Here is a 12500-nt window from a genome sequence, read left to right on the forward strand (position 1 = left end):
CCGTTCGCACTGAACTAGTCAGCAACACTGAACTGATCCTTAGCAGCTCCGCACAACGGGCACAGCCAATCCTCCGGCAAATCAGCGAATGCAGTACCAGGTTCAATCCCATTGTCCTCGTCGCCCACTTCCGGATCGTAAATATAGCCGCACAGATCGCATACATACTTAGTCATTTTGTTTCTCTCCCTGTTTTTGTTTTACGTTTAACGTGTTTTACGTCTAGCACCAAAATTGCTACTGCCTGCGGTTCGCTACACCAGTCAAGCAATGGCAAATCATTATTAAAACTCCGCCTTAGATCAGAACAGACAGCTGACTGTAAACTGCCCTGTAGAACTGAACTGTAGAACCGACCTGTACAAACCAGCTGCACCTCCAGCCCACACAGCCAAATAACTTTTTAAACTGCATTAGCTGTATGTCCAAAGCGGAATATAATTCTTGTTTCCAATAGTATTATAGCGCAAAGTAAAGTCTTTTTAGAAACACATGTGACGAAAACTTGTCGTCACCCCATGTCGTCTCTGCAATAAACACAGGTTTATCGTAAGTATTTGCCGTTTTCATCTTGCGTTTCATTCTTGCCGGCTCCAGGCTTAGGGCAAGACTATGGCTTTGCCTATTTTTCGCAACTCAAGATTGGGTAAATATAACGTGAACTTTCGTCCGATCACTTGAATAACCTCAGCTTTTAAAGCTGCAGCCATTGCTTCGGCCGCCTCGCGAGGAGTAACCGGGCAGGTCTTGAGAACCGTTGCCTTTACCAACTCCCGCTTACTTAAATATTGCTGAAAAGTAGTTATATTGGCCGCATCAAGTCCGTCCTTGCCGATTTGAATCGCAGCCGGGATTTCAGTTGCTAGACCGCGTAAAAACGCTCTTTGTTTACCGGTTAACATTTATTTCTCCTTTAAAATTCCGGCATAAAAATACACCGTGAAAGTCTGATTTGCTAATGTATCGAAACAGCCGTCTTGCCTTTAAGGCACGTATTCAAATTCTATATCATATATATGAACTGTGTCGCCTTCTTTTATTCCGGCCGCAACCAATGCATCAATAACACCCTTGGTTTTTAACAGACGTTGGAAATATTGCAAAGATTCGACATCCTCGAAATTGGTTGAATTAACCAAGTTTTCCGCCCACTTGCCAACTACGGCAAAACCGCCTGGCACAGCTTTTATGTTGAACAATTGCGCGTCATAAGTGTAAACCTTTGTCGCCAGCTCCGGTTGCGGGCGCAAGACAGTCTCCGGCAACTCATCCAATAAAGCAGCTGCCCTTTGCATCAACTTATTCACACCTTCATGTATCGGGCCACAAATATCGAACACCTCATAGCCTTGCCCCTCAATTGCGGTATGGAAAGACTTAAGCTGCGCCTCTGTTGCTAAATCAATTTTGCTGGCCACAACCAATTGGTGACGCTTCGCCAAATCGCTGTCGAACTTGGCCAGTTCATTATTTATTTGTTTAAAATCATCCAGAGGATCACGACCTTCTGAGCCGCTGACATCAACCAGATGAAGCAATAGTCGTGTGCGTTCGATGTGACGGAGGAAATTATGACCTAAACCCAAGCCGTCCGAAGCGCCCTCAATAAGACCAGGGATATCAGCTATTGCAAAATGTTTTTCACCGACGGTACAAATGCCGAGATTTGGTTCAAGTGTCGTGAAATGGTAGTCAGCAATTGCCGGTCTAGCCTCAGAAACCACCGAGAGTAAAGTTGATTTACCAACGTTAGGCATACCAATCAGACCGATATCTGCAAGCAATTTGAGCTCGATTATAACTTCCATTTCCGTCGCTGCCTCACCAGCTCGGGCAAAGTTAGGTGCCTGACGCACAGGGTTAGCGAAGCGGACATTTCCTTTGCCGCCTTTACCGCCTTCAGCAATTACTACTTCTTCACCATTGGCAGTGAAATCTGCCAACAGGCGACCGGTTTGGGCGTCTTTAATAATCGTGCCAACCGGAACTTTGACATATAGATCTGCGCCATTCTTACCAGTTTTGTTGCGTCTACCACCCATTTCGCCGTCCTCGGCCATATACTTTCGCTTATATCGAAAATCTTGTAAGGTTGATAAATTGGCATCAGCAACAAATATAACGCTGCCGCCGTCACCGCCGTCGCCACCATCCGGCCCCCCATTAGGAACGTATTTGGCGGTATGGAAACTAACCCTGCCGTCGCCACCTTTACCAGATTTTAAAAATATTTTGGCATAATCTATAAACATAAAATCTCCTGCCAGAATCTCCTACTGTTACAATTTAAGCAGCATTTCCGCTACAGTCACGCCGTACTTAGCCGCTTAATTTAAAAAAGTCCGGTTGCTATAACCGGACTTTGATCATCAAGACTTATATCTTTAAGCTTCAACCGGGTAAACACTAACCTGTTTACGGTCTTTGCCGAGTCGCTCGAACTTGACCTTACCGTCAGCGCGGGCATAAAGTGTATCATCTGACCCGATTCCAACGTTAGTTCCTGGATGAACCTTAGTACCACGTTGTCTCACTAAGATGTTGCCGGCTAAGACGAACTGTCCGTCAGCACGCTTGGTTCCCAAACGTTTGCTTTCTGAATCACGACCGTTCTTGGTGCTACCGCCACCTTTTTTGTGAGCGAGTAATTGTAAATTGACTAAAATCATGGTGTCCTCCTATTACAGACTAATTAATCTTAACATATTCATCGCCATAGCTCAATTCGATCTGTTGTACAGCCAACTGTAGGCTACGCAGAATCAAATCGACATCATGTAACTTACCGGCATCAAGGCCATCGGTGCGAACCATGCAGGCAATGTTGCCATCCTCAACTTCGTAAGCAATCGGTACTTGCAATATATCTTGCAAAGTTCCAATCGTTCCTGTGCTCAAGGCCGTAAGGGCTGCACAAACGATATCCGGTTGACCGGGTTTGGCGTACCCTGCATGACCAACTAAACTGAAACCGTTCAGTTGACTTTCCGCCGCTAGTGAATGAAATGTTACCGTAATCACCGTCTTATTTTTTCGTATCGCTTATGCTTTAATCGCAGTTATGCGTACACGAGTGTACGGTTGACGATGTCCTTGTTTGCGACGAAAACCTTTCTTGGCTTTATACTTGAAAATAACAAGTTTCTTGCCTTTGCCTTGTTTCACGATCTCGCCGGTTACTTTGGCCGCCTCAGCAGCCTCGCCCATGACCAATCCTGTTTCGGTTGAATAAGCTAAAACTTCGTTGAAATCAACTGTTGCACCGGATTCTCCGGCAATTTTCTCAACAAAGATTTCATCGCCTTCGGCAACTTTGTATTGTTTGCCGCCTGTTTTGATAATTGCGTACATATTGTTCCTCCTGTAATCAGACTCGTCGATTTTTGGTTGCCACAACTGCTGGCATTGGAGACCGGAATCGAACGGTACCACGAAATTATACAATTTAGTGCTATCAAAGTCAACTGTTCAAGTTACGTGGTAAGCTGCGTCTGAAGTTAATCCGTCACTGTTTCACTCTGGTTATCGTTTTTATCGGCACTTGTTTCAGCATGTGCAGCCGCTGCTCTCAATTCTCGCAATGTTTCGCGGCGATTGACAATTACCGCGCAGCTGGCGTCTCCCGTTATATTGACAACCGTCCTGCCCATATCGAAGATTCGATCGATTCCGGCTACCAAGGCTATTCCTTCCACCGGCAATCCGACACTTTGCAAAACCATCGCCAGCATAATCATCCCTGATCCAGGGGTTCCTGCGGTACCTATACTTGCTAAAGTAGCGGTCAAGACAATGGTAAGTAATTGGCTTGCCGACAAATCTATTCCGTAGCAGGCCGCGATAAAGACTGCGCAAACACCTTGGTAAATAGCAGTTCCGTCCATGTTTATCGTTGCTCCTAAAGGAAGAACGAAGCTGACAATATCTTTTCTTATTTTCAAGTTTTTTTCCAAACAAGACGCATTAATAGGTAAAGTTCCGACAGAAGATGCACTAGAAAAAGCGAAGATCATAGCCGGCATAAGGGCTTGAAAGAATTTGCGGGGAGAAGTTTTTCCTAAAGCCTTAACGGTAAATGAGTAAACAACGGTCAAATGAACGATATAAGCTATATATGCTGCCAGTAAAACCATTGTCAAAGATCCGATTACCTGAGCACCGTTAGCGGCAATAACCGGAGTTATCAAACAAAAGACGGCGTACGGGGATATTTTGACGATCATCTCCATTATGATCATGAATATGTCTTCAATCGAGCGATTGATTTTAGCAAGCGGGGTACCCTTTTCTTTGGCAATTATAATCGCAAAACCTATTAAAAGAGAAATAACGATGGTTTGCAACATATTGGCTTCAACCAAAGGGCCTAAAACATTTTTTGGGAAAAGTCCTACCAAGGTTGACATGAAGCTGGTGGCTTTACCAGGATCGAACTTCAAATTTGTTGTTTGTAACAGTTGGAATGTTCCCTTAAAAAGATTGGCAAAAAGCAGTCCGCCGGCGACGGCAAAAGCCGTGGTTAAAGCATAGTAAATAATCGTACTTAAGCCGATCGTGCCTACCTTTCTTATATCTTTTAAGGAAATTACCCCATCTATGATAGAGGTTAAAACTAGCGGTACAACAACGAATTTCAATAAATTAAGGAAAATCTGCCCCAATGGTTTAAGATAAGAATTGGCAAAATCAACATGTCCTGTCTTCATTAAAACAAGGCCAAAAATTATGCCCAAAAAAAGAGCTATAAGAATTTGAATAGCTAGTGACAGCTTAAACTTTTTTGTCATAGTCCCTCCTCCTATGCCAATATTGCATCATTGTGCGAAGTGCCGATTACCGCTACTGCTGGGGTTGTTGGAATCGCCTGGTTTTGCGTTATTGCCTGGATTCTTACTAGGCTACCTAGTGTCAACCGCCGCGGCAAGTTTCTCTTACTTCTTGTCTTTTACTCTTACTTTGTTTAGTTGATACTTTTGTTGCAACTCATTTCAATACATTATAGTATTAAATATTTTAAAAACAATACTTCTCTGCACTTATGCATAACAATCTCTAAATCGGACAAAATTCTTTACTAAAAATGAACACTTTTTATCACATTATCATTCATTTGCCGGAACAGAATGATTTTCCGCTCGCTCATCTCGCGATGTCTCTCTATATAAGCTTGAATTGACCGCACATTTGGACTGCGTTCAACTTTGTCACCACTCACCGCCTTGCTCATAGCCCCAGCCCCAAAGGACAGTATTGACAAGCCGTCCCCCATCATGGCCAAGTTATAGCGATTACCGCAGCCTGGACGGGCATAGCCTAAATTTTCTAACCCGCCGACTCCATCTTTTTGCCGATACATGTAGTACGGAACCAACCAGAGTCGGTTGGCCAAGGCGCGTCCTTCTTCTTGCAAACTTTCCAACACTTTATTACGGCGATGAACCGCTCCTACATCCAACCAATCTTCTGCCTGCAACTTTAAGTTGGAAGCGCGTTTAATTGCCAGACTGTGTAGGGTAAAACTGTCTGGGGCCAAACTTTCCAATTTTTTTAGGGTATAACGCATGTCAGCCTCCGTCTCACCTGGCAATCCAAGGATAAGATCCATGTTTATATTGGTAAACGGCATTCGACGCGCCATTTCGTAAGTTGAGATAAGTTGCTCCACCGTATGCTGACGATTGACCAAAGCGAGGGTGCGGTCATGGAAAGTCTGGGGATTAAGGCAAATCTTCTGAAAACCAGCTTCATATACGGCGGATAAAGCGGGCTGATCTACTCGATCCGGTCGGCCGGCCTCGAAGGTCAGCTCTGCGCCTGGAATAAATTCGATATTTCGATGAATAATTTGCCCAAGCCGCGCTATTTGCTCTGCCGAAAGTATGCCCGGAGTGCCACCACCAACATAAAGGGTGGAGATTTTAAACGGCAACTGCGCGAAAGTGAGTTCAATTTCTTCACTAAGTGCATCAATATAGCGATTAATCAAATCATTGGGAGGATCTATTCCTTCATTAGTGCTGAAAGAACAGTACAGACATCTTGTGGGGCAAAAGGGAATGGCAATGTAAACCCCGCAGGTATCCGGCGGAAGCTGACGTAAAATATGCTGTTCTTCCCGCGCCGTAGTCAAGGCCAGCTGCGCTTTGAAAAGACTCACACCATAATAACGAACCAGTAAATTTTCCGCTGCCGCGTGGTTCGGTGTAATTTTCATGGCTTCCGCAGCGATCAAAGTAGGTCTGATTCCGGTTAAGCTGCCCCAAGGGAATGTCTTGCCGGTAAGCTTACATAGGGCAAAGTACAGCAAACGCTTATTATCACGTTTAGGACGGCAAAATTCAGCCGGCTTTCCGACCAGACCGATTTGGATAAGTAAATTGAGGCTGTCATCTCGACAAGCCAAAAGCCTCGCTGAAGCTAAAACCGCGGCTCTATTTTCCGCTAAGTTAAGATTTAGGCAGGCATCCGTTGTATTTAGGCAATCGCTTGTCCATCCGTGCATTCCGCTCAATTCGAATATGCGGCAGTCGTCATCTTCAGCCAAGATAGCCCACGTCAAATCTTCTGCGAACTCCTTTGCAGAGCCTTCAGCTAAATTATCTGCTAAATCAACCGCGAAACCAAGCAAGACGTTATTTGTCGGTTCAACAAGGCGCGTGCAAGTTCCAAAAAACAAACGCAGCAAATCTTGTATTCCATATGCATCAACTTCGGAATTAAAAAAAATTTTCATTGCATCCCTACTTGCCTGCCACATTCAGAAAAGCAAAGATATCGGATGGCTTTATAGCCACGAAGTCTGCACCGGCTCGACGCAGCTCAGCTTCGCCACGGAATCCCCAGTCAACACCAATTCCGAGCATGCCGGCAGTTTTTGCAGTATAAACGTCGACATCCGAATCGCCGACCATCGCCCAGTTTTGTAAAGACAGGCCAGTTATTTCCTCAAGCTGCTGTGAATTTCGCAAGTCCGGCTTGGGCAAAAATCCCGCTTTCTGCCCGATAACGGCTCGCCACGGTATAAATGAGAAAAAATGTTCTACCAATATCTGAGCAAATTTATCCGGTTTATTCGTCAAAACAGCTACCGAATAATCGCATGCAACCAATCCTTTGAGCAACGGAATAATTCCTGGGTAAGGTTGGGTAGCGTCAGTCAAATGCTCGCGATAACGGGTGTCAAAGTCCGCCTGAAGGATATTGAATAAATCTTGGTGTTCAGCTTTTGTCCACGGCGGATCTTGTCGGGCAAAAATCCGCTCGATGAGTTTAGGTATGCCCCCTCCCACCAAGTGGTTGTATTCCGACAAATTTCGCGGTGTCAACCCGTTTTTGGCCAGAGCAAAATTCATAGCGGCTGCGAGATCTGTTATTGTATTCAGCAAAGTTCCATCAAGGTCGAAAGCAATCGCTTTGATTTTTCCGGACGTTTTGAATTCATTCATCTTTCCATATCATTCTCAGAACGATAGCGTTTCTCTTCTTCGTTCATACCATTAATCATAACCACTGAGCGCGGCGTAAGGACAAAAATATATTTGCTCACCTGCTGAAATCCGGCTGAGAGCGCACTTGCACCGCCACTGATGAAACAATAGGCTAGTTCGGAGCTTTTTTCATCCATTCCTTCGAAATTACAAATTACAGAATTATTATTTCTCACTTGTGCTATGATATTGCGCGCTGCCTCCAAGCTATACGGTTGCAAACTGACAATACGATGATTGTACATGGTATCCGGCGCAGCAGCTTCGGTTTCGGTCGGATTCGTCCTATACGAGCGGCGATTCCAAGCGGCATTTCGATTCGGCAATTCATTTAAACGCATATCTTCAGCATTTACGTTTACTTCATAGGCAGGTCTGTGTTCGTTGTCTTCCATATCCACATCATTAAATACCGTGTTCTTGATACGGTTGAATATTCTGGTGGTCAATTTTTCTGACCGGACGGGTTCATCATAAACATTGTTAACTTCAGTCATACTGACAGCCATATCGTATCACCTCAAATAAATTCTTCATACACCTTAAAATATTTGCGGTGTTTAGTCAATCTGATGTTAAGCAATATAATATATGTTTTATAAATTAAAACTACATATAGGATAGGCAATATTGGCATTACTATCGTTTTAGGCTTAATCAAAACACAATATTAGTTATTATATTGTATTTCTTTTGTAATTATATTTTAATATTATTCAGCTGGATGAATCACTCTAGGGCCGAGTAAAACCGTACCTAATCTTATCATAGTAGCTCCGGCTTCAATCGCCAATGGATAATCATGACTCATGCCCATGCTAAGTTCTCGTAAATTGACGGCTTTGTTCAATTCAGGCGTATCGGACCAGGGGTGACTTTTATTCAAATGATCACGCAGATTTCTGACACCGTTGAATATTTCAATCAAAGCAGCCGGGGCTGCGTCTTTCGGTGCCACGGTCATCAAGCCGTCAATACGTATATTACTCACATCTCCCGGCTTCAAGCTGCTTAAAATTTCCGCAATGGCGGTAGGCGCAAACCCGTGTTTTGAGGTCTCACCACTGTAGTTTACTTCGAGCAAAACGGGTTGGCAAAAAGCATCCGCGCCAGCCTGAGCCAGTTTGGCCGCTCTAGCATTAATAGCCAGCAACAGTTCAAGCGAATCAACTGAATGAATAAGGCAAGTTTTTCCGACGGCATATTTAACCTTGTTTTTTTGCAGGCTGCCGATAAGATGCCAGTTGATCGGGTTATCGGCAACGACGTTGGCCTGAGTCTGACCTGGACGACCTGAATTTTCCGATGCCGCCTCTCTCAACTCGATCTCCGCTCTCTTCCCCGGCCCAGCCGCCAAATCAAATTCCGTCAATTCGGCCTGTTTGCTCAACATCTCTTGGCAACGGTTCTCGCCCCAATCGTAAATCTCCAGTTCTAACAATGGCTTAATTTCCTCTAAGCTTTTGGTTTTAGTTACCGCAATTAGCCGCACCTCACGCGGATCGCGCTTGGCTGCAGCACACGCGGCGACAATTTTTTGCTGAACCACGTCTAAGCGCTCACGCAACAAATCCGTATAAGCAGGTCCACTGCATACCGATTTACTGCTTGCCGCTTCATTACTTATCGTTTCATTATTTACCGTGCCGATGTTTATCTCTTCGTTTTTCATCATTTCATTCAAGTTTGTCACCCTCTTTTATTCCGGCCGGATTCTGCACAACCAAACTACCAGCCGTTATCTTGGCGTCCTCGTTCAAGGGCGTCACCACTGCTTTATCGCCACTTCTAATACCGACTTTAACTTTCGCAAAATGAGCAAAGCCTGACTGCACCACGGCCATTTCCCCCAGATCAGACTCGTTGCCAGAAAACTTCAGGGCAGAAAAAGGAACGATCAAGCCTTGTTCCGCCGAAACCCTTAATTGAATATTGACACGGCGTTCGCGCAGTAAGCCTTCAACTTTCTTTTCTGTACGTATAAACAAATACGTTCCGCCGTTCGCCGGCAAACGATGCGTAATCCTGCAATCTTTCAACTCATATTTCATATCAGGAAGATATATATCTACTTTATCATCATTGAAATTTCCCAGATCTTTTTCTTTTACTAAAACGGCAAAATATTGATAAAGTCCGTTGACCATGCGAATTACTGGATGATCTTTGGCAGTTTGACCGGAAATATCACTGAAATCGGAGTTGGCTTTAAAAATTTCCTGCAAATTATCGCCGGTGATTGTGTCGATCTTGTCCCCAGGCAATTTGTCCTCAAATCCGTCGACACTGAAAGTTGCCAAACCGGCCACCCCCGCTTTTATGACGCGCGATTTCTTGGTTAGTTCACGTTCTAGCCTATCTCTGGTTGTCGTCAAATCTTTTAGCACGGGATCATTAAAACTTATTTTTTTCAGCTCACGATTTCGATTTTCAAGCACGGAATTTATTCTAAGTCCTGCCGCCTTCGCTTCTCGTACCTCGCCTCCGGCCGCTGCTACAGCTATTGAACGCACAAGTTCTCGCAAGGAATCTTCAGATTTGTTGTAAATTTTCTGGGCATCTTCGGACTGGCCCAAGCTAATCAATTCCATCTCGCGTCCGCTTATTTTTTGTAAAACGTCATTAAGTTGGCCACGAATTGGCGCGATGTCCTCTGCTGAAATCAACGCCAGTTTTTGTCCATAGGCTACGCGCTCCCCCTCGCCGGCTAGGGGTTGAACAAAACCATCCGCCGCGGCTTTTTCCACCTTTTCATTTCTGATAACAATTGCTTTTCCGTCCACTGTGCGATACAAAGTTCCTGAAGTTATAAATCTTAAGCCGGTTTGATTAGCACTGCGGTTGACGATTAGTCGGATGAGAACAAATGTAAGTATCAGCGTTAGTAAAATCAAACTCAACAAAATGCCGGCGCGGAAGCGCACGCGACGTTGGCGGCGCATTCGATGTCGTCTAAGCTCACGCTGTTCAGCAGCCCGTCGTTCGCGTTCGGCAACAGTTTGCACATCATAATCTGTTTCGCTGTTAGGTGAAGCGGTTTGTCTTGGGTAAGCAGCATTCGGCTGATCTAACCGATTGTCGCGGTAGTCAGCGACAAATTGACTTTGACGTTCGGTGGAAGCGGATTTTTTTTGCCACCACAAATCGGCCGCCGACATATATTTGTCGGAATCCGGCTTGCCAGAGTCGCTGCCAAGAAAGGTAAAATCGTCAGACAGACGGTCGAATTCATGCTCGAACCGGCCGACCTTGTGCGACTCGGAATATTGCTCGGTTCGATAATCGGTCTGACGTTTGTCGCGGCGTTCCGATTCACCGCCGGCTCGTTTGCCGGAGCGGCCCGCATTATATAGAAAGTCATCTTGTTTATTTGACATTTTCACCTCAAAATCAATGCACACCTATTTATAACAATATATTTTACAACGCTGCAGCAACTTGCTCAGCTACCCTAGCCGCACTTTTACCCGCCGCAAGCCCAGCATTTGACTCAGTTGTTCGCGCTACGCTTTTGCTCCGCTATTTTTTGCACCGCCAACAGAGCGGCAAGTTTAACATTTTCATATACCAAACCGCCCTGCATGAAAGCGGTAAATGGAGGTTTAACCGGTCCGTCTGCGCTAAGTTCAATAGAAGCACCCTGCACAAAAGCCCCTGCTGCCATGATAACCTCACAATCATAGCCCGGCATAGCCCACGGTTCCGGAGTTACGTAGGAATCGATCGGAGAAGCCGCCTGAACAGCTCGGCAAAACTGCAACATCGGTTCGCGCGCATTAAATGTAATAGTCTGAATTATATCATATCTTTCTTCTTCAGCTGAAGGCGAGCTTTTAAAACCGGCCTCGGCAAAAACAGCCGCCGCCAACGCCAAACCCTTGAGGCATTCGGTAACAACATGTGGCGCCATATAAAATCCCTGGGCTAACGACCTTGTCTGACCCAGCATCGGCCCGACATGCAGACCTAACCCGGGTGCATACAAACGATTGGCAACCAATTCAACCAAATCACCTTTTCCAACTACATAAGCTCCGGTAGCCGCCAAACCCCCCCCCGGATTTTTAATTAATGAGCCTACAGCTAAGTCAGATCCTAGGTCGGTCGGCTCAGCTTTTTCCGTAAATTCGCCGTAACAGTTGTCGGTCATACATATAATTTTATCATTTAGTGCATGCACAGCCGCAAAAGCTTCAGCCAAAGCATAGACGGACAAAGCCGGTCGCGATCCATAGCCGCGCGAACGTTGAAACAGTACCACTTTGGTCGCTGGATTGATGGCAGCCAAAATGCCTTGAAGGTCAATCGTACCGTCAGCATTTAATTCGACTTGCTTAAAAGTAACGCCGAAATCACGAAGTGAACCAGTGTCGTGTCCATGGCCAGGGGTTGTCGCAGCCTCCGCGGAAGCAGTCCCTGCGCCTATCACTTGTCGCAAAGTATCATAAGGCGCACCAGTAGCCGCCAAAAGTTCATCTCCAGGACGCAAAATAGCAGATAAAGTTAGGCTTAAAGCCTGGGTAGCTGAACAAAGTTGCGGTCGCACCAGAGCCTTTTCGGTGCCAAAAACTTTAGCGTAGACTGTCTCCAGCTGTTCGCGTCCCATATCGTCATAGCCGTAACCCGTAGTACCGGCAAAGCCGGCCTCAGAAAATCTGGCTTCCTGCATAGCATGGAGGACTTTTAGTTGGTTGTATTCGCGCAAATCATCTAAACGTTTAAATACTTTTGCTAATGATTTCTCGATCTCTTTCGCTTTTTCGACAAAGGATTTATCTATCCCCCATAAAGCGTAGTTATCCATATAACGAGTTTCTCCTATCAGTTTAAAATTTCCGGCCACTTTCGAAGTTTAACTTTCCAGGCTGCCGACGCGTTGCTTGACAAACCTCAGCCAAAGTTATATGCTATCTTGCGTATATCGCAGTTGCTAATGTGGCTCAGATGGTAGAGCAGCTCACTCGTAATGAGCAGGTCGCGGGTTCGAGTCCCGCCATTAGCTCCATATTAAAA

The 12500-nt window shown here is 45.3% G+C and carries 13 protein-coding genes and 1 tRNA gene; 1 reads left to right on the plus strand and 13 read right to left on the minus strand.

Going from position 1 to position 12500, the window contains the following annotated elements:
• Window positions 1–14: 14 nt before the first annotated feature.
• The 13 genes from rd to HMPREF0868_RS04960 form a co-directional block, all read right to left on the minus strand.
• Complete coding sequence (gene rd / locus HMPREF0868_RS04900; RefSeq protein ID WP_012993600.1) at window positions 15–176, minus strand: rubredoxin; 162 nt, start codon at window positions 174–176, stop codon at window positions 15–17.
• 423 nt (window positions 177–599) lie between these two features.
• Window positions 600–902 carry a YhbY family RNA-binding protein gene (locus tag HMPREF0868_RS04905; protein WP_012993601.1) on the minus strand — a complete coding sequence of 101 codons (303 nt, stop codon included), beginning with the start codon at window positions 900–902 and terminating at the stop codon, window positions 600–602.
• Between the two features lie 81 nt (window positions 903–983).
• On the minus strand, window positions 984–2252 hold the full coding sequence (obgE, locus tag HMPREF0868_RS04910) for a GTPase ObgE (RefSeq protein WP_012993602.1): 1269 nt from the start codon (window positions 2250–2252) through the stop codon (window positions 984–986).
• Window positions 2253–2384: 132 nt separating this feature from the next.
• Window positions 2385–2669: a 50S ribosomal protein L27 gene (gene rpmA / locus HMPREF0868_RS04915; RefSeq protein WP_012993603.1), complete on the minus strand. Its 285-nt coding sequence runs from the start codon at window positions 2667–2669 to the stop codon at window positions 2385–2387.
• 19 nt (window positions 2670–2688) lie between these two features.
• Window positions 2689–3021 carry a ribosomal-processing cysteine protease Prp gene (locus HMPREF0868_RS04920; RefSeq protein WP_012993604.1) on the minus strand — a complete coding sequence of 111 codons (333 nt, stop codon included), beginning with the start codon at window positions 3019–3021 and terminating at the stop codon, window positions 2689–2691.
• A 21-nt stretch (window positions 3022–3042) separates the two neighbouring features.
• Entirely contained in the window at window positions 3043–3351 is a 309-nt protein-coding gene (gene rplU, locus HMPREF0868_RS04925; protein ID WP_012993605.1) for a 50S ribosomal protein L21, read from the minus strand.
• 146 nt (window positions 3352–3497) lie between these two features.
• Window positions 3498–4787 (minus strand): dicarboxylate/amino acid:cation symporter, encoded by a 1290-nt coding sequence (locus tag HMPREF0868_RS04930; RefSeq protein ID WP_012993606.1) that lies wholly within the window; start codon window positions 4785–4787, stop codon window positions 3498–3500.
• 287 nt (window positions 4788–5074) lie between these two features.
• Window positions 5075–6733, minus strand: coding sequence for a coproporphyrinogen dehydrogenase HemZ (gene hemZ, locus HMPREF0868_RS04935; RefSeq protein WP_012993607.1), 1659 nt, complete (start codon window positions 6731–6733; stop codon window positions 5075–5077).
• 7 nt (window positions 6734–6740) lie between these two features.
• Entirely contained in the window at window positions 6741–7445 is a 705-nt protein-coding gene (locus HMPREF0868_RS04940; RefSeq protein WP_012993608.1) for an HAD family hydrolase, read from the minus strand.
• Window positions 7442–7996, minus strand: a complete 555-nt coding sequence (gene sepF, locus HMPREF0868_RS04945) for a cell division protein SepF (protein ID WP_012993609.1) — start codon at window positions 7994–7996, stop codon at window positions 7442–7444. Before sepF ends, HMPREF0868_RS04940 begins: the two co-directional genes overlap by 4 nt.
• Window positions 7997–8199: 203 nt before the next feature.
• On the minus strand, window positions 8200–9171 hold the full coding sequence (locus HMPREF0868_RS07965; RefSeq protein WP_012993610.1) for a YggS family pyridoxal phosphate enzyme: 972 nt from the start codon (window positions 9169–9171) through the stop codon (window positions 8200–8202).
• A complete protein-coding gene (locus tag HMPREF0868_RS04955) occupies window positions 9164–10864 on the minus strand; it encodes a biotin/lipoyl attachment domain-containing protein (protein ID WP_012993611.1) in 1701 nt (566 codons plus the stop codon). The genes HMPREF0868_RS07965 and HMPREF0868_RS04955 overlap by 8 nt, the downstream gene beginning before the upstream one ends.
• Window positions 10865–10977: 113 nt before the next feature.
• A complete protein-coding gene (locus HMPREF0868_RS04960) occupies window positions 10978–12291 on the minus strand; it encodes a methionine gamma-lyase family protein (RefSeq protein ID WP_012993612.1) in 1314 nt (437 codons plus the stop codon).
• Between the two features lie 125 nt (window positions 12292–12416).
• Between HMPREF0868_RS04960 and HMPREF0868_RS04965 the strand changes: the two genes are divergently transcribed.
• Window positions 12417–12492, plus strand: a tRNA-Thr gene (locus HMPREF0868_RS04965).
• Window positions 12493–12500 lie beyond the last annotated feature (8 nt).

The organism is Mageeibacillus indolicus UPII9-5 (assembly GCF_000025225.2).
GTDB classification, from domain to species: domain Bacteria; phylum Bacillota; class Clostridia; order Saccharofermentanales; family Fastidiosipilaceae; genus Mageeibacillus; species Mageeibacillus indolicus.

Bases quoted from the DNA above. Each gene is read 5' to 3' on its own strand.
- rd (WP_012993600.1), bottom strand. From the start codon at position 176: ATGACTAAGTATGTATGCGATCTGTGCGGCTATATTTACGATCCGGAA.
- HMPREF0868_RS04905 (WP_012993601.1), bottom strand. From the start codon at position 902: ATGTTAACCGGTAAACAAAGAGCGTTTTTACGCGGTCTAGCAACTGAA.
- obgE (WP_012993602.1), bottom strand. From the start codon at position 2,252: ATGTTTATAGATTATGCCAAAATATTTTTAAAATCTGGTAAAGGTGGC.
- rpmA (WP_012993603.1), bottom strand. From the start codon at position 2,669: ATGATTTTAGTCAATTTACAATTACTCGCTCACAAAAAAGGTGGCGGT.
- rplU (WP_012993605.1), bottom strand. From the start codon at position 3,351: ATGTACGCAATTATCAAAACAGGCGGCAAACAATACAAAGTTGCCGAA.
- HMPREF0868_RS04930 (WP_012993606.1), bottom strand. From the start codon at position 4,787: ATGACAAAAAAGTTTAAGCTGTCACTAGCTATTCAAATTCTTATAGCT.
- hemZ (WP_012993607.1), bottom strand. From the start codon at position 6,733: ATGAAAATTTTTTTTAATTCCGAAGTTGATGCATATGGAATACAAGAT.
- HMPREF0868_RS04940 (WP_012993608.1), bottom strand. From the start codon at position 7,445: ATGAATGAATTCAAAACGTCCGGAAAAATCAAAGCGATTGCTTTCGAC.
- sepF (WP_012993609.1), bottom strand. From the start codon at position 7,996: ATGGCTGTCAGTATGACTGAAGTTAACAATGTTTATGATGAACCCGTC.
- HMPREF0868_RS04955 (WP_012993611.1), bottom strand. From the start codon at position 10,864: ATGTCAAATAAACAAGATGACTTTCTATATAATGCGGGCCGCTCCGGC.
- HMPREF0868_RS04960 (WP_012993612.1), bottom strand. From the start codon at position 12,291: ATGGATAACTACGCTTTATGGGGGATAGATAAATCCTTTGTCGAAAAA.